A 25,652-nucleotide genomic window follows, 5' to 3' on the forward strand; every position below is an offset into this window, starting at 1 on the left:
TGGCATCCCTCTTGAGACGACCAGCTAACTGCTCCGGCCCCCTCGGGTACGGATCAATAGAGCCGTTCGAAACGCTTTTGCTCACGCTGAACTTTCTTGGCGTGGCGTTTTACGGCAGCTGCCGCTTTGCGTTTACGCTCAGCAGTCGGCTTCTCATAGTGCTCGCGGCGGCGTACTTCAGAGAGAACACCGGCTTTTTCGCAAGAACGCTTGAAGCGACGCAGGGCGACGTCAAACGGCTCGTTATCACGTACTTTTACAGAAGGCATTAAGCACTCACCTACCTTAAGGAGTCTTGAGTTCGGATAGTACGTACACTGCAATATTTCAATTCAAAATGCGGTGTACGACCCAGTTTTACAGCGCACAGTAGTCTAGTCGCCGCTGGCCATCTTTGCAAATCCTTAAGCTCACCCATAGCGACAATGCTAAACTAGCAATCTTGCTTTTTACCTCTCTATCTTTAAAGAGTCTCTTTTTTATGCGTGTTCTCGGCATTGAAACATCCTGCGACGAAACGGGCGTTGCGCTGTATGACACCTCGCTAACCGGCGGCCAAGGGCTTCTTGCTGATGCGCTGTATAGCCAAATCGCCATGCACGCCGAGTTTGGCGGCGTGGTACCCGAGCTCGCTTCTCGCGATCACACCCGCAAACTGCTACCGCTGATTGAACAGGTGCTCAGTGATGCCAAGTTAACGCGTCACGATCTGGACGGCATTACCTATACCGCAGGCCCTGGCCTAGTCGGCGCCTTAATGGTGGGTGCCAGCACGGCCCATGGCATGGCCCGGGCGTTAAATATTCCCGTGCTGGGTGTGCATCATATGGAAGGGCATCTACTGGCGCCGATGCTTGAAGATGACGCACCTGAGTTCCCGTTTGTCGCGCTGCTGGTATCAGGTGGACACACGCAACTCGTCGAAGTTCAAGGGCTGGGACGCTATCAGTTGCTCGGTGAATCGGTGGACGATGCTGCCGGTGAAGCGTTTGATAAAGCGGCCAAGATGCTGGGGCTTGCCTACCCAGGAGGACCTCAGGTCGCCAAACTAGCGGAACAGGGTGATCCCGAGCGCTTTCGCTTCCCGCGCCCCATGACCGACCGGCCAGGACTCGATTTTAGTTTTTCGGGATTAAAAACCCACACCATGACGGCTATTCGCCAGTTGGAAGCGGCCGGGGAACTCGATGCCCAAGCGCGCGCCGACATTGCGCGCGCTTTTGAAGAAGCCGTTGTCGATACACTGGTGATCAAGTGTCGTCGAGCGCTGGATCAAACCGGCCTAAAGCGCTTAGTGGTGGCGGGCGGTGTCAGTGCCAATTACCGTCTGCGTGAACGCCTACAAGCCGCCTGTGAAAAACGTCAGGCACGAGCCTACTACCCACGGGGACGATTCTGTACCGACAATGGCGCCATGATTGCTTATGTAGGCGCTCAGAGATTAGCCGCAGGTGAGCAGGACGCCCCCGGCATGATGCAGGCGACACCCCGCTGGCCGTTAGATCAATTGGCACCACCTGCCGCCGCTGATAGTTAACAGCGCTCACATCAATCAGCCGAGTTAAGAGCCTCGAATCGGGGGCTCATCCCCACGCCTAAGCCGACGAATATTAAGCCCATGACGGGCCAGTACTAATAAGCTGAATCCGCCTACGACGATGACATACTCAGGCGCCAACCAAGCGCATAGCAGTGGCGCCGCCAAAGCACTGATCAGCGATGCCATCGCCGCCATCCGCAACCGCCATGCCAATAACGACCAAATGACCGCACTCAACAACGCAACGCTAGGCACTAATACCAGCAACACTCCAAAGGCACTGGCGACCGCCTTGCCGCCGCGCAAGCGATGCCACAACGGAAAGCTGTGACCTAGCAGCACTGCCAACCCAACCAGCCCCTGTAGCCAGACTGGATAGCCCATCCATTTGGCCCCCAGAAGGGCAGGCATGCCCTTTACAGCATCTAGCAGGAGCGTAACAGCCGCTAAGCGCGGGCCATAAAGGCGTAGCACATTGGAAAATCCAGGATTAAACGAGCCATGTTGACGAGGGTCACCCACGCCAGATAAGCGGCAAACACTCAACGCCGCCAACCAACTACCGCTTAAATAACCCACTATTATCCACACCATGGCTCTCTGCTCGCTTTATAGACCGTCTTGATAGCCTGGCTCGCTGTCGTTTCGCCCCATCCTAACGTACAATCGCCCGCTTGTAGCAGCAGGGGAAAGGTAGATGGACCGCATTTTGATAGAAGCGTTAACTGTCGACACCGTCATTGGTGTCTACGATTGGGAGCGCTCGATTCAGCAGTCGCTAAGCTTAGACTTGGTGCTGGCGACCGATATACGCTCGGCGGCAGCCACCGATGATTTACGCCTCACCCTGGATTACGCCGCCATCTGCCAGCGCATCCAGCAGTTTGCCGATGTCCATCAATTTGCCCTGGTGGAAACCTTCGCCGAACGCCTTACCGAATGCTTGCGCGCAGAGTTCCCGATCACCTGGCTGCGTTTAACGGTACGCAAGCCAGGAGCGGTTCCCAATGCCGCTAGCGTCGGTTTGGAAATCACCCGCGGCACCCTACCGGAGGCAACGCAGGGGCCTAACGCATGAACCTGGTCACGGTCAGTTTGGGCAGCAATATTCATCCCACCCGGCATATTCGCTGCTGCCTTGATGCGCTTGCTGACACCTTTGGCCCACTGCAAATCTCCCGCGTATTTGAAAGCGAGCCGGTCGGTTTCGCCGACAGTCGCAATTTTTATAACCTAGTGGTGGCATTTTATAGCGACTGGGCACCGGGCGAACTTCAGGCGTGGAGTAAGCAGTTGGAGATAGAGTATGGACGTCTACCGGACATCGCCAAGTTCAGCCCGCGCGCTCTGGATATCGACCTGCTAACCGTAGGCAATCTCTGCGGCACCGTTGACGATATAGTCTTACCACGCAGCGAAATAACCCTTAATGCGTTTGTTCTGCAACCGCTTGCGGAACTGCTTCCTGCGGAGCGCCACCCCTTTTACAACGCTTCTTATGCTGCGTTATGGGAAGCTTTCGAGCTAGGCAGCCAGCGTCTCTGGGCAGTCGATTTTAGCTGGCATGGTCGCTGGATCTCCCAGGCAGACGAGCAGCCTCGCCTGACAGCGGCACGCCGATAACTTGCTAGTTCACCGCAGTCGCCACGGCCTGTCCACGGCGCTCACGCAAGGCCTCCCCCAGCGCAGCCCCCTGATACCCTTCTGCTATTAGCGCCTGTGGACTAACCGCACGGGCAGCTTGCCAGGCATTATCAAGCCGCTCCACCTGTTCAGGCGCCAGCACATTCACCAATGCCAACTGCTCATCGATCTGGGCAGGCTTGCGCCAGCCATCTAAGCGTTCCAGCCAATGCAGCACATTCGAGCCATCCATTTCCCTGGCAAGCAATGCATGAGTGAGGGCCGTATGTCGGGCAAGCTGGGCAACTGCGTTAGGTAACTTTAGCCGCGTCGCTAACGCATTTCGCTGATCAGAGCTTAGCGGCGATACCAATTGTGCATAGCGCCAATGGGCTACCACTATGGCACTGCTAACAGGCACCACTTCCAGTGCCGCCAAGCCTTTTGGTAGCGCCGAACCTGCCAGCTCGAAAAACCAAATAGACAACGCCTCGCATCGCTCAAGGGTGGTGAAATAAACCTCAGGGCTTGGCTCACCTAGCGCCTTTTCGGTTTCAACCCACACGCGCTCGGCGGCCAAATGTTCTAGCTCACCGCTATGACTCACTTGGCGCATCAATGCTAGGGTTTCTGGTGCAATTGTGAAACCGAGTGACGCATAGCGAGCCAGAAAGCGCGCCGTGCGCAATACACGCAGCGGATCCTCGCTAAATGCCGACGAAATATGCCGTAGTACACGCTGCTCAATATCGCCCTGACCATTAAATGGATCGGTTAATTCGCCCTCAGTATTCTGAGCAATGGCATTGATTGTCAGATCACGCCGTAGCAAATCCTCTTCCAGCGTAACATCGGGGCTTGCGTGAACTTCAAACCCACCATAACCGTGACCGGACTTGCGCTCGGTACGAGCCAGTGCGTACTCTTCGGCCGTCTCTGGGTGCAGAAAAACCGGAAAATCGCGACCCACCGGCTTGAACCCACGCTTGCGCATGGCATCTGGCCTAGCGCCGACCACGACCCAGTCATTATCGACAACCGGCCACCCCAATAGCGCGTCGCGCACTGCGCCGCCGACACGATAGACGTCCAGACCCGCTAACCGTGGATCAGCACTTTCTCCTAACACTGCTTTTCCAGTCACCTTGCTTTCCATGACAACCTCTATGCTCTCCGCTGACAGCTTGCCACGCTAACTCGTTTGCCGCTGTCCAAATTGAGCGCGGTTAGACGCCCGCCCCAAACGCAGCCGGTATCAAGCCCCTCAACGGGTACCCGCGCCTGGGGAGTTTTCCCTTCCAGTGCAGCCCAGTGGCCAAACAACAGTTGAATATCATCAGTGCGTGGATATTGAAACCAAGGTAGAAAACCTTCCGGGGCACTATCAAGGCCTTCTTTCGAGGCAAAGTCCAATCGACCTTGGGAATCAATGAAACGCATCCGCGTTAGCACATTAACAATAAGACGCAACCTGTCCATGCCGTCCAGGTCATCGCGCCAAGTATCAGGCTGGTTGCCAAATAGCTGGGTTAAGAATTGCCCCGATGTCTCACTTGTCAGCGCCGCCTGGACTTCCCGCCCGAGCGTTTCGGCCTGGGAGGCGCTCCACTGAGGAAGCAGCCCCGCGTGGGTCATAAGCGTGTTGTGTTCAAAAATACTAAGCGGCAAGCTTTGCAGCCAGTCCAGCAACGCGTCGCGATCAGGGGCGCTAAGTATATCGTTCAAAGTGTCGTTCTTTTTCAGCTTACCGCCACCACGGGCCACGACCAGTAAATGGAAGTCATGGTTGCCCAAAACACTTCGTGCCGCGCTACCCAGCGCACGTACCTCCCTCAAGCACGCTAAAGAGCCTGGGCCACGATTAATTAAATCGCCCACTAACCAAAGCGTATCCCGCGCAGGATTAAAATTGAGCTGCTCAAGGAGCGTTACGAATTCTGCGTGACAGCCGTGTAAATCGCCGATCGCATAGGTGCTCATACGTAGGGCCTCATAGCAGCATCAGAGAAGTCATTTATTAGCACACCTATCCATTGGCGCATAGGGAAGCCTAGGGCTTGGCCCTGTCTATGGCGCCAGCAGGCATCGCTTACTCCTACCCAAACGACTAATGCAGTTTGAGAGGCACCGCTAACCTAAACGCCGATATCGCCACTTCAAACACGCGCTGGGTGGAAGTATCCAATAAGGTGTAAGCGCCTTCCATCACTCCCACAGGCGTTTGGAGAATGGCGCGGCTGGTGTAGCGAAAACTCTGGCCGGGGCCAATTAGGGGCTGCTGGCCGACAACGCCTTTGCCACGCACTTCTTGGCATTCGCCGCTGCCCTGGGTGATTTTCCAGTAGCGTGCCATGAGTTGAACGCTATGGGGGCTCTGGTTGTGAACGGTGATGGTGTAGCTAAACACATAGCGCGACTCGACATCACTGGACTCATCGGCACGGTAGCTAGGTACAACATTTACCTCGATAGCCAAATCACTCACGCTTGACCGTCCCATTCACCACTCGTCTGCTCCTCAGCGGCGACACGATTGGCAATCGCCACGTACTCGGCCACTGTCAACGTCTGTGGTCGGCGGATTGGATCAATACCCAATTCTTCAAGAAGTTCAGGACTCACGCGTCCTTTAAAGTTATTGCGCAGCGTTTTGCGCCGCTGACCAAACGCAAGTTTTACAAGCTCAAACAGCAACACCGGGTCATCCGCGGTATGCGGTAGTGTTTCATGGGGCGTTAAGCGCACGATTGCCGAATCCACCTTGGGTCGTGGAACAAAGGCTTCCGGCGGCACAATAAACAGCTGCTCCACATGGCAATAGTACTGCGCCATCACCGAAAGGCGTCCCCAATCGGGGCCGCCGGGCTCAGCGGCTAAGCGTTCAACGACTTCTTTTTGCAACATAAAGTGCATATCTTCTATCGCACTTCCCGCGGCCAGCAGATGAATGATCAGCGGTGTGGAAATGTTATAGGGCAAGTTACCCACCACGCGCAGCGCAGGCCCATCGCCTTTCAGCGCGGCAAAATCAAATTTCAGCGCGTCGCCTTCATGAATCACAAAATCAGGGTAATTAAAAAACTGCACTCGCAAGCCAGGAATAAGGTCGCGGTCGAGCTCTATGACTTCCAGGTGCCCTGCCGCTTCCAGCAGCGGCTCGGTCAATGCCCCCTGCCCTGGACCGATCTCGACGAGACGATCCGCCGAACGTGGGCCAACGGCGCGAACGATCCGCGAAATAATGCCAAGGTCACGTAAAAAGTTTTGACCAAAGCGTTTACGAGCGCGGTGCTGAGGCACAGTAGACATCAAACAATGTTCCTTGGAAGGCGGATTCAATCGAGAGTATTTTGCAGCGTACGCTACTCAGAAACAGACAATCGCTGCGCGGCTAAGCGGCGTGCCAGCGCGATCGCGACCTTTAAGCTGCCAGGATCGGCCAAGCCTTTACCAGCCAGATCCAGGGCGGTGCCATGGTCGACCGAAGTTCGCACCAATGGCAAGCCGAGGGTAATGTTAGCGGCCTGACCAAAGCCTGCGTATTTTAACACCGCTAAGCCCTGGTCATGGTACATCGCCAGTACAGCATCGACACCTGCCAAGTGCCGGGGGGTAAACAACGTGTCGGCAGGCAAGGGGCCAAGAATATCCATTCCCTCAGCGCGTAGCGCATCAAGTGCGGGGATAATGATATCCAGCTCTTCGCGCCCAAGATGGCCATCTTCACCGGCGTGGGGGTTTAGGCCGCACACTGCAATACGCGGCTTGGCAATGCCAAACTGGCGCTGCAAGTCGGCTGTCAGCAGGCGACTAATCCGAGTCACCCGATCAAAGGTAATGGCATCGGCAACGTTGCGCAGCGGCAAATGCGTGGTCACCAGTGCCACACGAAGATCACTACCCCCCTGCCAGCTTGGCGACGCCGCATGCAGCGCCGCGTCAGTGGCCAGCATCATCACCACATCATCAACACCACAGGCATCACGTAACCATTCCGTATGGCCAGTAAAACCTGGATGGCCGCCTTCTATAATCACCCCTTTATGCAGCGGTGCCGTCACCATGGCAGCAGCCTGGCCAAGCTGGCAGGCATCGACTGCCAGCGCCAGTGTGGAAAGCACATAATCGGCATTGGCTGGATCAAGAACACCCGGCTTAGCGGGCGCTTTAAGCGCGACAGGCCAAACAGGCAATACTTGAGTGCCCACTGGACACTCACCTACCGAACACTCGGCCACGGTGACGTTAAGCCCCAGCGCTGCTGCGCGCTGGCACAGCATATCAGGGTCGCCGATGGCCACGGTATTCGAGGGAAGCAGCCCCCGGGCCGCCAACATTAGCGTCAGTTCAGGGCCGATACCCGCCGGCTCGCCAGTCGTCACGACCACCGGTAGGGCATTGCCTAGCAGAGAGGCGTTATCTTCCATTAGAGACGAATATCAACAAACGCTTTTGAGCGGATCTCTTGCTGCCAGGTTTCAAGCTCTTCGTTGGCACGCCGCTGGAAAATTGCTTGGCGCACCTGCTCCCGTTGACTCTCTTGGGTAACGTTCTGGCGACGGCGTTCTTCTACTTCGATTACGTGGTAGCCGAACTGGGAACGTACCGGCTGAGATATTTGGTTGACGCTTAAATCACGCATCGCCTCCTCAAAGGCAGGCACAGTTTGCCCTGGGCGTACCCAGCCCAGTTCCCCACCGTTGAGAGCGCTACCGCTGTCGTCACTATACTCGCGTGCCACCGAAGCAAAGTCAGCGCCTTGTGATAAACGCTCACGTACTTCTTCAGCCCGGGCGCGCGCCTGGTTTTCATCGCGATTAGGCGTTAGCGCTATCAGTACATGCCGGGCACGTGTCTCTTCAATAAAGTTCTGCTCGCCAGATTGTCCCTGCTGCTGGTTTAAAAAGCGCTCGACGTCACGGTCACTGACCGAGACACGATTACTGATTTGGCGTTGCTGCACCTGGCGCATCAGCATTTCTCGGCGAACATCTTCGCGCACACTGGCCAGAGTCATGCCGTCGGCTTCCACGGCATCAGCAAACTCATCCAGCGTCATACCATTTGATTCAGCAATAGAGCGCACCTGTCTGTTCAGCTCGGTGTCATCAATCGTCAGGCTGGCATCTTTCGCCATTTGTATTTGGATTTCCTCCATCACCATGCGCTCAAGCACCTGACGCTCAAGCTGCGATCGTGACGGAAGATTACCGCCCTGTGACTGGACCTGTTGCTCAATTTGCGCCATACGATCATTAAGTTCGCTGCGCATAATGACACCGTTATTGACCACGGCCACGACACTGTCTAGCGCTTGGCGCTGAGAGGATTGAAAGTTCTGGGCCTGCACTGTAAGCGGGGCCAATGCAAGGCCAGCGCCTATACACAAGGCCAGTAGGCTCCCAGCAGAGAGCTGTGTCATTCGGCCTAGCAAGGGCTTTTTCATTTTCATAACAAACGTCTCTTTCATTAGCCATTCTATGGAAGTCATTTACAGGGCAGTTGGTCGATAGCCAGGAATGGTCTGCTCAAAATAGCTGTCTGCCTCCTGACCTACGCCGCCTAAACCACGAAATACGAAGCGCAAAAATAGTCCGCGATCGTTAAAGTCGTCTTCGATACGCGCGTTGTCATTATCATCGACCCATTCACGCCAGACGAGCTGCAGGCCATAACAGCAGTCGTTCCACTGCACGCCTGCCATTTGCTCAAGCGAGCGGTCGTTGGTTTGATCGTGCAGGTAGCGGCCAATCAAATCAATGTTAGTACTGGCTTTCCAGGCAAAAGACAGATCCCACTCTTCGCGGTTATAGTCGCGATAACCATCGTCGCCCGGTAAAACGCCGGGATCGAACCCTTCGATCTCCCAACGGTACCCAAGGTTCACTACGTGCCCTTCGGGATGACGATAACGTACATCAACACTTGAGTGCTCGGTGCGATCACGGTGATCATCGTAGAGCCATTCTGCTCCGCTGCTCCAACGATCGTTGATCTGCCAATCAAGGCGGGTCACCAACGGCGAACGATCCCGAGTCGCCTGATAGTAGCTTTCAGGGTTAACGTTGGGATTCTCTTCTGGCCGGTCCGGCAACGTATCCGCATCGCCCTCGCTACCGATTCGACGTTCATCAAAATAAACGCTCTGCCCGATCCCAAACGAGAGCCGGTCACGACCAGACGAATCCTCCACTAGCCGCGATTGAACACCGTAAGAGAGGCGATTAAGGTCACCCACGCGGTCGGTGCCAGAAAAGCGCTGAGCGGACCAGAGCTGATTCCAAGAGAAAGCACGTTCGCGGCTATCAAAATCGGGTAAATCGCTCTGATCGGTACGTGGCACGTAGGCATAATTAAGCCGCGGTTCTAACGTTTGACGATATTCTCGCCCACCAAGGGCGAGCTCACGCTCAAAGACCAGTCCGCTGTCGATTGAGGTAAGTGCAACACTGCGGCTCGGCGAGTCGCCACGCTCCGTGTCGCGCTCACCATAATCCAATTCGTAAGCGGTGTTCCAAAACTCGGTACGCGGCTCCAGGTAGCCCCAGGGCCGCTCAAAACGCCAGCCAACCACAGGTGTTAGATGCAAACGGCTACCAGTGGCCGCTTCACGCTCCGGCACGCGGCGCTCATCTACATCGCGCCAGAAATAGGTCGCATTAGAACGCCATTGAGTGTAAAGCCCATTGTCGAACTGCCAGCTAGCGTTGGCGCTTAGACTAGGCAATTGATAAAAGGGTTTATCACTATCGTTAAGCGGGTATTCCAAGCGCTGGAAACCCTGGGCGCGTGCGTCTAACTGCCAGCGCTGGCCGCGGTAGTCGACCTGAGCCAAACGCTCCATACTGACGCGATCACTTTCGCCAAACTCACCACCAAAATCATCAAAATAGCGCCCATCACTGGCCGCCCCATAGCGCAGTCGGTAATTACTGCGCTCGCTCACGCGCCCTGCATGCCGAGCATCCACATACCAACGATCATCACCTTCAAAACGATTCTCAGCGCCACCGGAACCACCGTTATCGCTATTTAAATAGCCACCTTCAACGATACCCGAGCTCTCTTCAAACAGGTAGCGGTACTCACCGTTCATCAACAACCCGTGGTCGCTCATCCAACGCGGCGTGATGGTAGCATCGTGATTGGGTGCGATATTCCAATAGAAAGGCTGTGTGTAATCCAAACTATCGGCTGAGAAGCCAATTGTGGGTGACAACAGCCCAGTATGACGGCGGTCATCAATAGGAAAACGTAGCCATGGCCAATAAAATACCGGGACATCTTTGACCTGCAAACGCGCATGACGCGCTGTGCCAAATCCTTCGGCCTGGTTTAACCGAATATCGCTGCTGACCAGTTGCCAGCTATTGGCACCGGGGTCACAGGTAGTGAAGCTTGCATCTTGTAGCCGGTACTCATTTTCGCCGGTTTGCTCTAACTGTCGTGCTTGACCACGTAAATGCTGTTCATAAAGCACATAGTGGCTGTTGCCTAGCGTCGCGCGGTCTTCGTTTAGCCGGAGCATCGCCTGTTCGCCACGCACCAGAGCACGCCCGTCGCGTAGCGCAATATTACCTTCAGCATCAACCTGCTCACGGTCGGCGGGTAAAAAAACACGCTCGGCTTCCAGCTCTTCATTGCCGCGTCGCAACACCACATCACCACGTAGCAACGCCTCACCGTCAGCGGCATAGTCAACGTCACTGGCCTCAAGTGAGAGTGTTTCCGGGTTTTCTTCCGCTGGCAAACGGTAGTTGGGCATGACATAGCGCCCCCGGCACAATTGGCTAGCCGCTTCTTCCTTACTCCAGGCTTTCCAATCCAACGCTTGCGCGGACATGGTTTGGCCTTGAGCCACCGCCGTAAACGAGGCGCTAGCAAGCAAACTGCCCATCAGCGTATGCGCAACTGGCAACGTGCGTGAAAATCGCTTGCCCATGTTCGTTATCCTTGGCATCCAGAATCGGTATTATACAGCCCGCATGATGCCCGACCAGCAAGGAGCTTGCATGTCCTCTTATCGGATTAACGCCCTCACCACGTGGGCTGCCCAACAAAATGGCCTTTCTGAGGCCGATATTACGCTTTCATCTGCCGTAGGCGATGCGAGTTTTCGTCGTTATTTCCGCTTAACATTACCCAATGGTGCCACCCAGGTGGTGATGGATGCCCCTCCTGAGAAAGAGGATTCCCAGCCTTTTGTAACCATCGCCACCCGCTGGCACAGCGCTGGTCTGCCGGTTCCCAAGGTCCACGCCGCCAACTTAGCGGAAGGCTTTCTGCTGCTGGATGATTTAGGCAACACACCACTACAAAATGTATTTACCGATGACGCTACCACGCAGGCTTACCATACGCATGCTCTCGGGCTGATCGCCGAGCTGCAAAACCGAGCAAGCCCTGAATCACTACCCGATTATGATTCGGCGCTGTTGAGTCGCGAGCTCGATCTGTTTCCAGAGTGGTGTCTCGGCGCCTGGCTACAGTTAACAGTACCCGAAAGCTGGCAGGCTACGCGCGAGCAGCTTATTCAACAAGCATTAGCGCAGCCGGTCGTCAGCGTGCACCGTGATTTCGATGCCATGAACCTGATGGTACACGACCAGCGCCTATTTATGATCGACTTCCAGGATGCGGTAGCGGGTCCACTTAGCTACGATGTTATTTCGCTGCTGAAGGGTCGCTACTGCCGTTTTACCAATGAGCAGTTTGCTGACTTCGTAGGCATCTTTTATCAGCAGGCACGCCGCGATGGCCGCCTTCCCAGTCGTGTGGATTTAGCAACGTTTCTGATTCAGTGCCACGCCATGGCTGCCCAGCGCTCGCTGAAAGTGCTGGGAATTTTCTGTCGTTTAACCTTGCGTGATCAAAAGAGTGGCTACTTGGAGCGCTTGCCGCACTTTCTGGATCATTTGGAAGATAGCCTTGCCTTCTTGACCGAACAGGCGGAGTTCGCGAAGTGGATCAAACTCACCTTACGTCCTGCCCTCATGAAGCGATTAGCGGAAATGCCGTCATGAAAGCGATGATTCTAGCCGCAGGGCTTGGCAAGCGGATGCGCCCCCTCACCGACTACTGCCCCAAGCCGCTGCTGCCCGTGGCGGGCAAGCCGCTCATCGTGCACCACCTTGAACGGCTTCGCGAAGCGGGCATTGATGAAGTCGTCATCAATGTCAGCTACCGTGCCGAGCAGATCACCGATGCACTCGGCGATGGTGGCGCCTTTGGTTTACACATCCATTGGAGCCGGGAAACAACGCCACTGGAAACGGGCGGTGGTATTCAGCAAGCGCTGCCACTGCTGGGTGAAGAGCCGTTTCTACTTATCAACGGCGATATCTGGTGCGAGGCACTCCCCGATCCACAAGCGCTAAAAGGCGACGATTTAGCCCACTTGGTGCTGGTGAAAAACCCACTCCACCATCCCGACGGGGATTTCGGATTAATGACAGGGCGCGTTAATCAAACCAGCACTGAGCGCTTGACCTACGCGGGTATCAGCGTGATCCATCCTGCACTACTCGCCGGGCAGCCACCAGGAGCCTTTCCCCTGGCGCCACTGCTCAGGTCCGCCATTGAGAACCAACAGGTGAGTGGTGAACAGTACTCAGGACACTGGGTCGATGTAGGAACGCCTGAGCGGCTTGCTGAGTTGGAGAGTCATTTACGCCATGGAGGCTGATCCAGGCACTCGGGCAAAGCGACGGGTCCGCCCGTGATGAGCATGCAAGAGGATATGAGCAACGGGGAAGAGAGGCGCGCAGGCCAAGAAATGTTATGCTGCGCAACTTACCTTTCGTCGCCTAGATGAGGAGAGCAGCGTGAAAGCACGGGTAAAATGGACAGAAGGCCGTCAATTTGTGGCGGAATCCGGCAGCGGGCATAGCGTTGTGATCGACGGCCCACCCGACCATGGAGGCCGCAACACGGGCCCCCGGCCCATGGAAATGTTATTGATGGGCATGGGCAGCTGCACCGCTTTTGATATTTTAAATATTCTTGATAAAGCACGTGCTGATGTCACCGACTGTGTAGCTGAGCTAGATGCCGAACGCGCCGATGCAGTGCCCGCTGTCTTTACCAAGATCCATGTCCATTTCGTGGTAACCGGACGCGCACTGAAAGAGAAGCAGGTTGCACGCGCGGTGGAACTCTCCGCTGAAAAATATTGCAGTGCGTCAATCATGCTCGTCAATGGCGGCGTAGAGATCACGCACTCCTTTGAGATTATGGAGGCTTGAGCCGCTTTTTGCGCGATCAGTGCTTAGCGCCCTCGCCTCGCCTCGTCGCTCATTTAACCGTGGCGGCAAAAAAAGTAGTTCAGTCGGATGCAACCCGCCGCCTGGACGGGCATAATACGCCCGCTCGTTTCTCCTTCAACTGCGCCGTGACGGCTCTGCTTGGTTGCCTGGCAGGGTTACACCGCAGCGATGGTGACAACGTCTTATCGGTTCCGGCGCTGGCTCGTCGGGGTGTCTTCATCTGCCATAAGGAGGTTCGGACATGACAGACAATCTCCGACTCCACGGGTTTAATAACCTGACAAGCTCGTTGAGCTTTAACATTTACGACATCTGTTACGCCAAAACCGAAGAGCAGCGTGCGGCTTACATCGACTATATCGATGAGCTCTACAACGCCGAGCGTTTGACGCAGATTCTTAAAGACGTTACCAATATTATTGGTGCTCATGTACTCAACATCGCCCGCCAGGACTACGAACCTCATGGCGCCAGCGTAACGATCCTGATTGCCGAGCATGAGCTGGATGACACAGCGCCTGAGCAAATCAAACCGGGCCCGGGCCCGCTGCCGGAAACAGTGGTCGGTCACTTGGATAAAAGCCACGTGACGGTGCACAGCTACCCTGAATCGCACCCTGATAACGGCATCAGCACATTCCGGTTGGACATTGATGTCTCCACCTGTGGTCATATCAGCCCGCTAAAGGCGCTGAACTATCTAATTCACAGCTTTGACTCCGACATCGTCACCATGGATTATCGGGTGCGCGGTTTTACCCGCGATGTGGATGGCAAAAAACTGTTTATTGATCATGGCATTACCTCCATACAAGATTACCTTGCTGAAGATACCAAGCATGCGTATCAGATGATGGACGTCAATGTGTATCAGGAAAACATGTTCCATACCAAGATGCTGCTCAAAGATTTCGAACTGGATAATTACCTGTTCGGCACGTCGCGCCGAGATATTACCTTTGAAGAAGCGCGAGACATTGAGAGCCGTTTGCGTAAAGAGATGCTTGAGATTTTTTACTCCCGCAATTTGGATTAAACCCAGTCTCTGCATGCCAAAAAGCCAGCTAACTGCTGGCTTTTTTTATGTATCAACTGGATATAGCGTCAACGCAAAGTACCTGCCTAACATGTCATTGCGAGGAGCCTGCGACGAAGCAATCTCTACCTACGGTGGCCACTTAAGCCAAGATCGCCGCACTACACTCACGATGACAGGCTGGGCTATTGCGGTTTAATAAACGCCTGGCTCGCCTTCAGGGCGGGTCTTGAAGCGTCGGTGCAGCCAAAGATACTGCTCTGGGTGCTTGCGAATGGCTTGTTCAATAAACTGGTTGACCTTTGTCGCGTCGGCGACCTCATCATCGCTCGGAAAATTCTCCAACGCAGGTAAGCTTTCAATTGTATATGTCGCGTTATCGGGGTTGCGGTGAAACATCATCGGCACCACCGGCGCGCCGGTCATCCGCGCAAGCTTGGCTGTTAAGCGAATCGTCGCGGCCTGCTGGCCAAACAAGGGCGCAAACACACTCACATCACGGCCAAAATCCTGATCGGGTGAGTACCACACCATACGGCCCGCCTTGAGCTGACGGACCGCCCCGCGCAGATCATAGCGGTCAATCGCAACACCAAAGTTGCGTCCGCGAGCGCGAGTCATAAAGCGCTCAAACAAAGGATTATTGTGCGGGCGATAGACCGCATCGGCAGAGAAAAATAGCGCGTGCAGGGCACCGCCCAAATCGAGAGAAGAGAAGTGAACGCCGACGATGATAACGCCTTTGCCTCGTGCTTGCGCGCGGGCCATGTGCTCTTCACCGATATAAGCGACTCGATGGCGCAGGCTTTCGCCGTCGCGGCACCAGCCCGTCGCGGTTTCAACAAGACCAATGCCATTAGCGATGAATGAGTCTTTAACTAGCTGCCGCTGTTGCTCGGCGTTTTTTTCGGGGAAGCACAGCGCTATGTTGGTGTCGGTAATATGCCGCCGCCGCTTGGCAAAGCGCCAGGCGAGTAACCCAAGCCCTTTACCAATGGCCATTTTTAATCGCCAAGGCAACCAGGCGGCGACATACATAGCGCCGATTCCGAACCAGGTAGGCCAGTAACGCGGGTGGGCGAATGAGCGGGGATAACGTGATTTCGACATAGAACCAACCGTTTAAACAGAACGCCCATGATAACGCCGCGGTGCCCGGGGCAGTACCCCCGTCAGCAGCGTATAGCTGATCGTATCGCAGTAGCGAGCCACTTCATCCACCGGCAGTATCACGCCGTTACTGGCTCTACCCCACAACACGACTTCACTGCCAATCACGGCATCGGGTACGTCCGTGACATCCACGGTGAGCATATCCATAGAAACCTTACCGGCAATGGCGCAGCGCTGGCCGTTCACCAGTACCGGCGTGCCGTCGCGTGCATGACGGTCATAGCCGTCGCCATAGCCACAGGCCACTACTGCAATACGTGAACGCCGCGGTGCACGCCAGCGCCCGCTGTAGCCGACGGGCTCGCCCTCTTCTAACTCCCGCATGGCAATGACTTCTGAGCGCAGGGTCATCACCGGCTGCAGTTGCTGGGTGATGTCATTGGCGACTTCCAAAGGGTCGCTGCCATATAGCATTACACCCGGTCGGTTCCAGTCACCATGCGCAACCGGCCACGCCAGCGTAGCCGGGGAATTGGCTAGGCAGAGCGGCGCATCCAGTTCCTTGGCAAGTCCCTGAAGGCGTGCCATTTGTTGGTTGAAATAGCGACTATCTTGCAAGTCGGCGGTGGCAAAGTGGCTCATGAGGTGAAGTGCCGTCACATTCGGCGCTGCGCTAAGCTTGCGCCAGATGGCAGCAGCCTCTTCGATGGCAAAGCCCAAGCGATGCATACCTGAGTCGACTTTTAACCACACTGGAATAGGCTGGCTCGGCGTCGCCGCCAAAAGGGCATCTATCTGCCACTGACTGTGTACCGCGATCCAAAAGCCGTGGGCATCCACAAGCGCCAGCTCATCGGCGCTAAAAATACCTTCTAGCAATACGATGGGGGTGGTAACCCCACCCTGGCGCAGGGTGATCGCCTCTTCGATACAAGCAACGGCAAACGCCGGAGCATCGCGCTCAAGCGCTTGGGCGCACGCTAGCGCACCATGACCGTAAGCATCGGCTTTGATAACGGCCACTGAGCGGCTTTTTGGCGCGCAGCGGCACGCTAATTGATAATTATGACGCAGCGCGTCCAGATCAATATCAGCCACAAGGGGGCGCATATGCTCTCTCACTTACCTGTTTCAGCATCAAAAACTCAAGCAATAAAAAGTGCAACAATAAAAAGTACAACAATAAAAAGCCGAGTAAGCGCTCAATGGCACTCGCCCGGCTTCAGGGGGTGTCGCTTTCTATCGTTCGTTTAGCTTTCTAACAAACGTCGCCTACGTTTCAAACAGAGCTTCCAGGGAAAGGCCCTGTTTTTCTAACGAGCGGCGCAGTTTTTTGAGAGCTTCCACTTGGATCTGGCGCACTCGCTCGCGGGTCAGGCCGATTTCAGCGCCCACTTCTTCAAGGGTCGCCGACTCATGGCCACGCAACCCAAAGCGGCGCACTACGACTTCACGCTGCTTTTCGCTCAACTCATCCAGCCAAAGATCAACATGCTCTTTAACATCGCCATCCACTAAGCAGGCTTCTGGGCCCTGTACTTCGTCATCGGCCAAGGTGTCGATCAGCGGTTTATCGCTTTCACCTCCCATGGGGTAGTCGACCGACGACACGCGCTCATTAAGGCCGAGCATCTTTTTAACGACCTCGACCGGCTTATCCAGATGATCGGCGATCTCTTCGGCAGTCGCTTCATGGTCAAATTTCTGCGTTAACTCACGCGCCGCGCGCAGATAAATATTGAGCTCTTTGACCACGTGAATCGGCAAACGAATGGTTCGCGTTTGATTCATCAACGCACGCTCAATGGTTTGTCGAATCCACCAGGTGGCATAAGTCGAAAAACGAAAGCCGCGCTCGGGGTCAAACTTCTCCACCGCGCGGATCAAGCCCAAATTGCCCTCTTCGATCAAATCCAGCAGCGTTAAACCGCGGTTAAGATAGCGGCGGGCAATTTTAACCACCAGCCGCAAGTTGGATTCGATCATCCGTGAACGACCTAAAGGGTCTCCCTTTCGCGCTAAGCGACCGTAATAGACTTCCTCTTCCGGTGTTAACAGCGGTGAAAAACCGATTTCGTTGAGGTAGATTTGCGTTGCATCCAAGCTTTGGGCCGATTGACGGTCCTCACGCCCTAGCGCTTTCTCAAAAGCATCTTCTTCTACCGTAATCTCGTTATCGGTATCTTCAAGCGCTTCCTCGGCAGCATCCAGGTCTACCTCCTGTAGATCTTTCTCCAACATACTCATGGCTTTACCCCTCGTTTGTCGCCTATCCGCCATTTAGAAAGTCAAAGGTGGGCGCTCAGGGCGCACACCATATTGTTATGTGACAATTGTTGTATGACGCTCGAATTCAGCGATTCGGGCAACTTCCAAGTTAAACGCTGTTTTCTCACTCTATCGGTGAGTGCACTAGCGGGAAGGCAGAAAATCCATGGGATCTTGAGGTTGCCCATCACGGCGAACCTCAAAGTGCAACCTCACGTTCTCCGCATCACTATCACCCATCGTGGCAATGACTTCACCCGTCTCTACCACGTCATTTTCACTGACCCGCAAACTATCATTATGTGCATACGCACTCAGGAATTGGTCGTTGTGCTTGAGGAGAATAAGGTTGCCGTAGCCCCTTACGCCACTGCCCGCATATACCACGATACCAGGGCCAGCCGCTTTAACAGGTTGCCCCTTTTGACCAGCGATATCAATCCCGGCAGTGATACTATCGCCCTCTCCAAATTCTCCAACTACGCTACCATCGGCTGGCCACTGCCAATCAATCGTTTCAGCGGGCGTATAGGTACGCGAGGAGCGGTCTTCACTGGCACTTTGTGTGGCCGGAGCCGCTTCGGGCTGTGTTTCGGGTTCAGATTCTTGTGGCGGCTCTGGTTCGGATGCTGGCTGAGGCTCTGACTGCTGAGCAGGTTCAGGATCAGCAGCCGCGACGACTTCAGGCTCCGGCGTCGAAGCAGGCGTGTCGCTAGAAGATTCCGCTACTTGTTCAGCCGCATCGACGGCGTCGCGTTCAGCAGTCAGGCGCTGGTTGCGCTGAATGGCTGATTCGTCAGGCAACAACCAATCGAGTTCCTGGTCATTACTGGCCACTGAAGCCGCCTGAGGATTCAGTCCGGTTGCTACCGCACCACCGCCACCAGAGGAGCTTTCAGCCGGCTGGTTACTTGCGGTAGCCATTGACGCGGCATCTTCACGCAGGGCAATGGTTTGCCCTGGCCGAATTTGGTAAGGCGCATCAATGTTATTGATTGCCGCCAACTGCCGATAATCCAAATTGTGCTGCCATGCAATGCCATACAGGGTATCACCCGCTTTGACGGTGTATTGGGGCGAGTTTTCCAGCGCCTGGCGGGCTTGGCTTAAATCGCGCACCTGGGGGCTCCCACCTTGTTGGCTGGCACAGCCAGCAATGGCAAAGGCCAGCACCGACATCATGAGTATTTTAAGTTTGTAACCTTTATGCATATAACCCTTACTCCTTTTCAGCGCCAAGCTTGGTATCGGTTGGTCGACGATCTGCGTGCCGATTGAGTAGCACTACAATAAGCGCACCTAAGGCCATTAGCGTGACAACGCCAGCCACTTGCGCCGAATCACCGGTTAATACGGCATAGTCAGCGGGTAGCAAATAACGGTGTTCCAGAGGAATCATTTGTCCTTCCGGCCCCATTTGGTAGCGCAATAGTTCGCGCCAAGGCCAGAGCACCGGTAGCGAGCCGACAATAAAGCCTAGTAAAAGCTGCATAGTGGAAGTGTGGTGGCGTCTTAATAGCCAGGACAGCAACCGTGAAAACAGCGCTAAACCAACGACGCAGCCCATTCCAAACAGCACAATGATACCCAGATCCAAACTACGAATCGCACCCATGATGGTGCCGTAGAGGCCCATTGTCAGCAACAGAAAGCTACCTGATACACCGGGTAGCAGCATGGCGCTAATCGCAATGCAGCCTGCCACCATGATGACTAGCGCCTCGTTACCCAGCAACAGTACCAGCGGCATCATGCCTGGCAAGGTTTGGGCCAGCAATAAGCCCGCTAGCAACGGTAACAAGTACCAGAGTTTCCAGCCGACACTTGCTTGCCCAACCACCAACGCTGAGGCGGCGACCAAGCCAAAAAAGAAACCATCCAGCAGTAGCGGATGCGCCGCCATTAACCACAGCGCCAGATGCGCGACACTAAACAGGCTAACCGCCACACCGGCTAACAGCGGCACGAGAAAGGCGAGATTCAAATGGTGACTCAGAGCCCGCCAGCCTCCTTGACGCCATGCGCTAATGGCACTTGGGCCAAACTGCTTAATGGTGTTAATCAGCTCTTCATAAATACCGCTAATAAACGCAATCGTACCTCCTGACACGCCGGGTACCGCATCGGCGGCCCCCATCCCTGCGCCTCGTAAAAATATTCCCAAGGTTCGCCGCTTCAATCCACCACTCCTTGTAGTAAGGGTACAAAACGCACGGGCTCAAGCCGGCGTTTTTCAAAGGCACTGCCAATGCGCTTTACTTGTGTAAGCCATTGGCTACCATCAGGCTCTTCTAACGGGGCAATCAACACCCCGTCGTGACTCAATTGTTCTAATAGCGATGTGGGTAGCGTCTGGGCACAGGCGGTCAATAAAATCACGTCAAACGGTGCCACTTCAGGCCAACCATAACCGCCGTCCGCCACCGCTAACGTGGCCGGTGCCGCTAGTCGTCGCAAGCGCTCCGCTGCCCGCTCGTGCAGCGCACTGATACGCTCAATGGAGTACAGTTGCTCGACCAACCGGGACAGAATTAATGTTTGGTAGCCGGAACCCGTGCCCAATTCCAATACTCGATGCGGTGCGGCGCGCAAGACAAGCTCTGTCATGCGCGCCACAATGAACGGTTGCGATAACGTTTGGCCAAAGCCAATCGGTAAAGCGGTATCTTCATAAGCGCGATGCGCCAACGCCTCATCGACAAACAGATGACGCGGTTCATTGGCCATAATCTCCAATACGCGAGCATCGGTAATACCTTGTTGCATGAGGCGCTCGACCATACGGTCACGGGTGCGCTGAGAGGTCATACCGCGACCACGCAGTTCACCTGGGGAAATATCAGGCAAAAACATCCAACCAATCCTGCACATCATTACGCGCGGGGTGGCGCGTTAGGTCTGTTTGTAGAGGGGTAATCGACACATACCCCGCTTCGATGGCGGCAAAATCTGTATCTTCCCCATCATCGGCGTTCGCTGCTACGGGCGCAATCCAGTAGCGCGTACGCCCACGAGGATCTTGAACCGGCAATGGTTTCTCTGCCGGTCCTCGATAACCTAATCGAGTAACCTTAACGCCTTTAATTTCCTCCCAGGGCACATCGGGCACATTGACATTGAGCAGCGTACGCGGCGGTAAAGAAAGCTGATCCGCGGCACCAATCAAGGTGGCGGCGACTCTTGCCGCAGTAGCAAAATGGCGCTCTCCACACAGCGACATGGCAATGGCGGTCATACCTAGATTGCGCCCTTCCATGGCCGCCGCGACGGTCCCAGAATAGAGCACATCATCGCCCAGATTACTGCCGTGGTTGATGCCGGAGATAACTAGATCTGGTTTTTCGTCCCATACGCCGTTAACACCTAAATAAACACAATCAGCGGGCGTTCCATCAACACTATAAAAACCGTTGTCGAGCGGCATCAACGAGAGTGGCCGTGATAAAGTGAGCGAATTACTGGCGCCGCTACGGTCTCGGTCAGGGGCTACTACACGAATATTGGCATGCGCCAGCAGTGCATCGTGCAGTGCTCGCAATCCAGGCGCGTGCACCCCATCATCATTTGAAAGCAGTAGTCGCCGCATGGCGGGCTCCCTATTCATAAGCTCAAAAGCATAAGTGCGAAACGTGGCGGCTCATATCCATCACTTTTACTAACCTTTCTGACTACTTATAACAGTTTTGACGGCTAAAGCAGCTCACCACTATCAATTCAATACCCTTTTTTAACGCCCTCTTTTTAATGCTCCCTTTTATTAATATTCTCTTTTCACCACCATCAGTTCGCCACTAGCAGCTCTCCAAGCACGGCAGTGGCAAAACTACCGCGCGGCAAGACAAACGAAAGCCTAACGGCACCCGTCTCCCAGGCAAGCTGTGGTTCGAGCAGGCGCATACGCAGTGCGCGGCGTGCTTGCTTTACCCCACTGCGCTCCAGGCCACTACAAAGCGCGGGATGCTGCTGCAATAACTGTGCTTCGTAGCTAGCAGCGTCACCCTGGCCAGCACCGCCAACGCCCCAAAGCACGCCGGTGGGATGAACATCCAGCGCAGCCGCGCGAGCCATGAGCGTCGCATCAGTGGCGTCAATACTAAACACGCTTTGCGTGCCGTCCAGCATTAAGGTATCGCCCGCCAGGGGCTGCGACCATGTATCATCCGTAATGCGTGCACTGAGTAGTTCATTGAACAAAAAGCTGCGTGCTGTAGAGAGCATCATACCTTGCCGATCGTCACGTTTACGCCAACCTCGGTTAAGTAACGCTTCTGCGCGCTGAAGATTATGTCCTTTATGACCAAAACGCTGGGGCCCAAAATAGTTAGGCACGCCATACTGACATAGTGCCTCCCAGCGGCCGGTAAAATCTTCGCTTTCAGTGGCTTCACCGCTAAGGCGCAAGACAAACCGGTTAGTGCGATGCACACCGCGTTTAAGCTTACGCGGGTGGCGCACCTGCTCAACGACAGTGATCCCTTGCGCGTTAAGCGAATGCGCGAGCGATGACGGCGCATCACGACCGGGTAAATGCACACTCAACCACTGGCGGGTCACGGCAATACGGTCTTTCATCCCCGAGTAACCAATATCACGGGGAGTTACGTCACAAAGCGAGCCTAATATTCTTACCACATCCAGCGTGGTTTGATTGCGTTTTTCCACTCGCAACCACAAGTGCTCGCCATGCGCCTCGGGCGTAAAATCAAGCTGTTCATCGACCCAAAAATCTTCCGGCTTCGCACGGTACTGACCCGGTTTGGGCGGACCCAATTGAGCGTCCAAACAGCGCTGCCACTCAGGCATATTAATCATTAAGCGCCTCTGCACGATCAAGCAACACCACTGCCTCAGCAGCAATGCCTTCACCGCGCCCGGTAAACCCCAGCCGCTCGGTGGTCGTGGCTTTTACGTTGACCTGATTTAGCGCAATGCCGAGATCAGCAGCAATGACGGCCCGCATTGCCTCGATATGAGGCGCCATTTTAGGTGCTTGCGCCATCAATGTGGCATCAAGGTTAACGACGCCATAGCCTTGTTCCTGAACAAGGCAAACCACATGGCGCAACAGCTTACGGCTATCGGCCCCCGCCCATGCTGGGTCAGTATCGGGGAAATGGTGGCCAATATCGCCCAGTGCACAGGCCCCCAATAATGCATCGCTAACGGCGTGTAACAGCACATCGCCATCGGAGTGGGCCACAAAGCCGTGTTCAAATGGCAGCTTGATGCCACCGATCATTAGATGATCGCCGGGGCCGAAACGGTGCACATCAAATCCGTGGCCGATACGCATTATAAGCTCCTATTTATTTAGCTCTTTTAATCAACATCTGCTTATTAAGCTTAGGCAGATGGATGAACAGCTTGCGCCGCCAGAATGGCTGCTGCCAGCGCTAAGTCGTCCGGGTGAGTAATTTTCAGATTATCGCGTCGTCCGCTCACTAGCAGTGGACTCTCGCCCAAGGCTTCAATGGCTGAGGCCTCATCAGTCACCATGGTCTGCCGCTGGCGGGCAGTTTCAAGGGCACGGCGCAGCAACGCATAGCGAAACCCCTGGGGCGTCAAGGCGTGCCATAAATGCTCCCGGGGCTCGGTTCGCGTGCTCAAACCCTGGTCATCGGCGCGCTTCATGGTATCAGCGACCGGCATGGCCAGGAGCGCGCCGGCAGGATTTGTCGTGGCGGCCTGATAGAGCGCCAGCAGGTCGCCCTGGGTAATGCAGGGGCGCGCTACATCGTGCACCATCACCACGTCGTCATCTGTGGCCGTCATGGCATGCAGCGCATTTAATACGCTGTCCATTCGCTCGCTACCGCCCGCCACACGCTGCCAATTTGTAAAAGGCACCCACTGCGGTAAAAACCAGCGGTCATCTGCATCTAAACAAAGCACCAAACGGGCGCTAGGAAAGGCACCGTGTAGGCGGGCCAGCGTATGTGCCAGCACCGGCTGACCATCGGCCAAGGTTAAATATTGCTTGGGCTTATCGGCTCCCATTCGGCGCCCTTGACCCGCCGCAGGAACAATTAGCCAGGTGTGACTCACTGCGGCAGCTCCTGAGGCGTGACTAGCCCCGCGTTGATGCCGATCAGCTCATTTTCAATCGCAACGCCTGGTACCCAGAAGAACTGTTCGTCGGTACGCACCATACCCATATCGCTACGGGCACGCTCTTCAATGGCATCTAAGCCGGTTTTTAGATCTGTCACCTCAGCGGCCAGTCGAGCATTGCGCTCGCGCATAGGCATATTGGCGGCCTCTTGCACCGCGACCCGCTGCTCTACGCGCTGCAAATCGCGCCAACCGCCGTTGCCTAACCATAACTCGTATTGAAGAAGCGCCAGCACTGCGAGCAATGTCATTACTAGCCATTTGCGCATCATTGCTCTCCTGTGGAACCTTGGTTGAAATTATTTAAAGCTGGACGTAATGAAAACTGGTGTACTGAAAACCGGCATACTGAAAACCAGAGTACTTAAAACCAGAATACTGAAAACTGAGTTAATTCAATACAGAACACTTATCGGCGCGCGTATTATGCCATTAAGGGATTACACCAGCGAGCCGTGCCTTATTTATATGACCGATTAACTGGCAGCTTAAATGGCAGCGCTTGATGGGCCGCCTCGCGGTAAGCGCTAACCTGCTCGCCCTCCTCATGACAAAACTGGGCGACACCGGCGGCAAGACCGGGATGGCGAATATAGTGCAGCGAGCGCACTCGCTGAGGTGCAAATCCGCGTACCAGCTTGTGCTCGCCTTGGGTGCCTGGATCAAACAGCGTTAAGCCACGCTGCAGGCAGTATTCAATGCCTTGGTAATAACACGCCTCAAAGTGGAGGCAGTCAGCGACGACTTCGCTGCCCCAATAGCGCCCGTATAGTGTGCTAGTGCCACGAAAGTAGAGCGCTGCCGCTACCGGGCGACCCTCAGCGTAGGCTTGTACCAGCACTAGCGCTTCCGGCATCGTTTGGCGCAGGCGTTCAAAGAAGTCATGGTTTAAATAAGGTGGTCGACCACGCTCATGATAGGTAATCGCATAGCAACGATAAAAGTGCGCCATGGCAGCAGAAGTGATGGCATCGCCTTCCAGGCGAGATACGTTTAAACCTTGCTCGGCCACCAAGCGACGTTCACGTTTAATCATTTTGCGCCGCTTTGAGGTAAGGCTGGCCAGAAAGCCGTCAAAATCAACGAACCCTTGATCACACCATTGAAATTGTACCCCTTCACGGCTGATAAGCTCGGGGCATTGGGCCTGCCAGGCGCTAACGTCCGCTTCATCGGCAAACAACAAATGCCAGCTTGAGAGGGCCTGGCTATCGCACTGTTCGCGCCATGCATCGGCCAGTAGTGTACGCACTGCCGTGGCATCCGCTTGCGCAGCGATCAGCGTTCGCGCGCCGGGCACTGGCGTGAATGGCACCGCGCTAAGCGCCTTGGGGTAGTAGCGACCACCCGCCCGCTCTAAGGCTTCCGCCCAGCCCCAATCAAACACATACTCACCATAAGAGTGATGTTTACGGTACATCGGCAACGCCGCGACGAGCTGCCCCTCCTGCCATACACTCAGGTGACAAGGCTCCCAACCAGTGGCCACACTGACGGAACCACTGGCCTCCAGCGCCTGTAAAAAAGCATGGCGTAAAAAGGGCTGATCTTTATCGACGAGCGAATCCCACTGGCTTGCGGCTACTGCTTCAATGGTGGGTAGAATAGTGATCGACAGTGGGTGTAACGACATAGCACCTTCCTGAGAATGTTGGGCCAAAAGAATGTGCGGGGCTAATTTGCGGGCTTCAGGCAA

At 55.1% G+C, this 25,652-nt stretch carries 28 protein-coding genes; 7 read left to right on the forward strand and 21 right to left on the reverse strand.

The window, feature by feature from the left end:
- Positions 1-53 precede the first annotated feature (53 nt).
- Positions 54-269, reverse strand: coding sequence for a 30S ribosomal protein S21 (gene rpsU / locus ACW44H_RS14580; RefSeq protein WP_008956349.1), 216 nt, complete (start codon positions 267-269; stop codon positions 54-56).
- A gap of 212 nt (positions 270-481) precedes the next feature.
- Here rpsU and tsaD point away from each other — a divergent pair, with 212 nt between their 5' ends.
- Positions 482-1,537 (forward strand): tRNA (adenosine(37)-N6)-threonylcarbamoyltransferase complex transferase subunit TsaD, encoded by a 1,056-nt coding sequence (gene tsaD / locus ACW44H_RS14585; RefSeq protein ID WP_457505243.1) that lies wholly within the window; start codon positions 482-484, stop codon positions 1,535-1,537.
- Between the two features lie 24 nt (positions 1,538-1,561).
- Here the strand turns inward: tsaD and plsY are convergent, their stop codons facing one another.
- Entirely contained in the window at positions 1,562-2,134 is a 573-nt protein-coding gene (plsY, locus tag ACW44H_RS14590) for a glycerol-3-phosphate 1-O-acyltransferase PlsY (RefSeq protein ID WP_457505245.1), read from the reverse strand.
- A gap of 103 nt (positions 2,135-2,237) precedes the next feature.
- Here plsY and folB point away from each other — a divergent pair, with 103 nt between their 5' ends.
- Both folB and folK read left to right on the forward strand, forming a co-directional pair.
- Positions 2,238-2,618, forward strand: coding sequence for a dihydroneopterin aldolase (gene folB / locus ACW44H_RS14595; RefSeq protein WP_457505246.1), 381 nt, complete (start codon positions 2,238-2,240; stop codon positions 2,616-2,618).
- Complete coding sequence (gene folK, locus ACW44H_RS14600; RefSeq protein ID WP_457505248.1) at positions 2,615-3,163, forward strand: 2-amino-4-hydroxy-6-hydroxymethyldihydropteridine diphosphokinase; 549 nt, start codon at positions 2,615-2,617, stop codon at positions 3,161-3,163. The genes folB and folK overlap by 4 nt, the downstream gene beginning before the upstream one ends.
- 4 nt (positions 3,164-3,167) lie before the next feature.
- Here folK and ACW44H_RS14605 read toward each other — a convergent pair whose 3' ends face one another.
- From ACW44H_RS14605 to ACW44H_RS14635, 7 genes are all read right to left on the reverse strand, one after another.
- Complete coding sequence (locus ACW44H_RS14605) at positions 3,168-4,319, reverse strand: polynucleotide adenylyltransferase (RefSeq protein WP_457505250.1); 1,152 nt, start codon at positions 4,317-4,319, stop codon at positions 3,168-3,170.
- 8 nt (positions 4,320-4,327) lie between these two features.
- Positions 4,328-5,143 carry a symmetrical bis(5'-nucleosyl)-tetraphosphatase gene (locus ACW44H_RS14610; RefSeq protein ID WP_457505251.1) on the reverse strand — a complete coding sequence of 272 codons (816 nt, stop codon included), beginning with the start codon at positions 5,141-5,143 and terminating at the stop codon, positions 4,328-4,330.
- Positions 5,144-5,270: 127 nt separating this feature from the next.
- A complete protein-coding gene (gene apaG, locus ACW44H_RS14615) occupies positions 5,271-5,648 on the reverse strand; it encodes a Co2+/Mg2+ efflux protein ApaG (RefSeq protein ID WP_457509051.1) in 378 nt (125 codons plus the stop codon).
- Positions 5,645-6,472: a 16S rRNA (adenine(1518)-N(6)/adenine(1519)-N(6))-dimethyltransferase RsmA gene (rsmA, locus tag ACW44H_RS14620; RefSeq protein WP_113269178.1), complete on the reverse strand. Its 828-nt coding sequence runs from the start codon at positions 6,470-6,472 to the stop codon at positions 5,645-5,647. Before rsmA ends, apaG begins: the two co-directional genes overlap by 4 nt.
- 53 nt (positions 6,473-6,525) lie before the next feature.
- Positions 6,526-7,590, reverse strand: a complete 1,065-nt coding sequence (gene pdxA / locus ACW44H_RS14625) for a 4-hydroxythreonine-4-phosphate dehydrogenase PdxA (protein ID WP_457505253.1) — start codon at positions 7,588-7,590, stop codon at positions 6,526-6,528.
- Positions 7,590-8,615, reverse strand: a complete 1,026-nt coding sequence (locus ACW44H_RS14630; RefSeq protein WP_113269176.1) for a peptidylprolyl isomerase — start codon at positions 8,613-8,615, stop codon at positions 7,590-7,592. Before ACW44H_RS14630 ends, pdxA begins: the two co-directional genes overlap by 1 nt.
- Positions 8,616-8,654: 39 nt before the next feature.
- Positions 8,655-11,105: an LPS-assembly protein LptD gene (locus ACW44H_RS14635; RefSeq protein WP_457505255.1), complete on the reverse strand. Its 2,451-nt coding sequence runs from the start codon at positions 11,103-11,105 to the stop codon at positions 8,655-8,657.
- A gap of 70 nt (positions 11,106-11,175) precedes the next feature.
- Here ACW44H_RS14635 and ACW44H_RS14640 point away from each other — a divergent pair, with 70 nt between their 5' ends.
- The 4 genes from ACW44H_RS14640 to speD all read left to right on the forward strand — a co-directional run bounded on the left by ACW44H_RS14640 (position 11,176) and on the right by speD (position 14,464).
- Complete coding sequence (locus ACW44H_RS14640; RefSeq protein WP_457505257.1) at positions 11,176-12,186, forward strand: aminoglycoside phosphotransferase family protein; 1,011 nt, start codon at positions 11,176-11,178, stop codon at positions 12,184-12,186.
- Positions 12,183-12,848 carry an N-acetylmuramate alpha-1-phosphate uridylyltransferase MurU gene (gene murU / locus ACW44H_RS14645; protein WP_457505258.1) on the forward strand — a complete coding sequence of 222 codons (666 nt, stop codon included), beginning with the start codon at positions 12,183-12,185 and terminating at the stop codon, positions 12,846-12,848. The genes ACW44H_RS14640 and murU overlap by 4 nt, the downstream gene beginning before the upstream one ends.
- A gap of 139 nt (positions 12,849-12,987) precedes the next feature.
- Positions 12,988-13,407: an OsmC family protein gene (locus ACW44H_RS14650; RefSeq protein ID WP_447043508.1), complete on the forward strand. Its 420-nt coding sequence runs from the start codon at positions 12,988-12,990 to the stop codon at positions 13,405-13,407.
- A 262-nt stretch (positions 13,408-13,669) separates the two neighbouring features.
- Positions 13,670-14,464, forward strand: a complete 795-nt coding sequence (speD, locus tag ACW44H_RS14655; RefSeq protein ID WP_290697238.1) for an adenosylmethionine decarboxylase — start codon at positions 13,670-13,672, stop codon at positions 14,462-14,464.
- Positions 14,465-14,659: 195 nt separating this feature from the next.
- Here the strand turns inward: speD and lpxL are convergent, their stop codons facing one another.
- The 12 genes from lpxL to ACW44H_RS14715 all read right to left on the reverse strand — a co-directional run bounded on the left by lpxL (position 14,660) and on the right by ACW44H_RS14715 (position 25,589).
- Positions 14,660-15,574, reverse strand: coding sequence for an LpxL/LpxP family Kdo(2)-lipid IV(A) lauroyl/palmitoleoyl acyltransferase (gene lpxL, locus ACW44H_RS14660; protein ID WP_457505260.1), 915 nt, complete (start codon positions 15,572-15,574; stop codon positions 14,660-14,662).
- A gap of 12 nt (positions 15,575-15,586) precedes the next feature.
- A complete protein-coding gene (gene alr, locus ACW44H_RS14665) occupies positions 15,587-16,687 on the reverse strand; it encodes an alanine racemase (protein WP_457505261.1) in 1,101 nt (366 codons plus the stop codon).
- A gap of 162 nt (positions 16,688-16,849) precedes the next feature.
- Positions 16,850-17,824, reverse strand: coding sequence for an RNA polymerase sigma factor RpoS (rpoS, locus tag ACW44H_RS14670; protein WP_113269169.1), 975 nt, complete (start codon positions 17,822-17,824; stop codon positions 16,850-16,852).
- Between the two features lie 165 nt (positions 17,825-17,989).
- Positions 17,990-19,057, reverse strand: a complete 1,068-nt coding sequence (locus ACW44H_RS14675; protein WP_457505262.1) for a peptidoglycan DD-metalloendopeptidase family protein — start codon at positions 19,055-19,057, stop codon at positions 17,990-17,992.
- A gap of 7 nt (positions 19,058-19,064) precedes the next feature.
- Positions 19,065-20,024, reverse strand: coding sequence for a DUF368 domain-containing protein (locus ACW44H_RS14680; RefSeq protein WP_457505263.1), 960 nt, complete (start codon positions 20,022-20,024; stop codon positions 19,065-19,067).
- Entirely contained in the window at positions 20,021-20,698 is a 678-nt protein-coding gene (locus ACW44H_RS14685; protein WP_113269166.1) for a protein-L-isoaspartate(D-aspartate) O-methyltransferase, read from the reverse strand. The genes ACW44H_RS14680 and ACW44H_RS14685 overlap by 4 nt, the downstream gene beginning before the upstream one ends.
- Positions 20,685-21,431 (reverse strand): 5'/3'-nucleotidase SurE, encoded by a 747-nt coding sequence (gene surE / locus ACW44H_RS14690; RefSeq protein WP_113269165.1) that lies wholly within the window; start codon positions 21,429-21,431, stop codon positions 20,685-20,687. Before surE ends, ACW44H_RS14685 begins: the two co-directional genes overlap by 14 nt.
- Before the next feature lie 194 nt (positions 21,432-21,625).
- On the reverse strand, positions 21,626-22,657 hold the full coding sequence (gene truD, locus ACW44H_RS14695) for a tRNA pseudouridine(13) synthase TruD (RefSeq protein ID WP_457505266.1): 1,032 nt from the start codon (positions 22,655-22,657) through the stop codon (positions 21,626-21,628).
- Positions 22,650-23,138 carry a 2-C-methyl-D-erythritol 2,4-cyclodiphosphate synthase gene (ispF, locus tag ACW44H_RS14700; protein WP_457505268.1) on the reverse strand — a complete coding sequence of 163 codons (489 nt, stop codon included), beginning with the start codon at positions 23,136-23,138 and terminating at the stop codon, positions 22,650-22,652. Before ispF ends, truD begins: the two co-directional genes overlap by 8 nt.
- Positions 23,139-23,188: 50 nt before the next feature.
- Positions 23,189-23,890: a 2-C-methyl-D-erythritol 4-phosphate cytidylyltransferase gene (gene ispD, locus ACW44H_RS14705; protein ID WP_457505269.1), complete on the reverse strand. Its 702-nt coding sequence runs from the start codon at positions 23,888-23,890 to the stop codon at positions 23,189-23,191.
- Positions 23,887-24,225 (reverse strand): cell division protein FtsB, encoded by a 339-nt coding sequence (ftsB, locus tag ACW44H_RS14710; RefSeq protein ID WP_457505270.1) that lies wholly within the window; start codon positions 24,223-24,225, stop codon positions 23,887-23,889. Before ftsB ends, ispD begins: the two co-directional genes overlap by 4 nt.
- Positions 24,226-24,416: 191 nt before the next feature.
- Positions 24,417-25,589 carry a GNAT family N-acetyltransferase gene (locus tag ACW44H_RS14715; protein WP_457505272.1) on the reverse strand — a complete coding sequence of 391 codons (1,173 nt, stop codon included), beginning with the start codon at positions 25,587-25,589 and terminating at the stop codon, positions 24,417-24,419.
- Between the last annotated feature and the right edge of the window lie 63 nt (positions 25,590-25,652).

This window comes from Vreelandella sulfidaeris Esulfide1 (genome assembly GCF_054072535.1).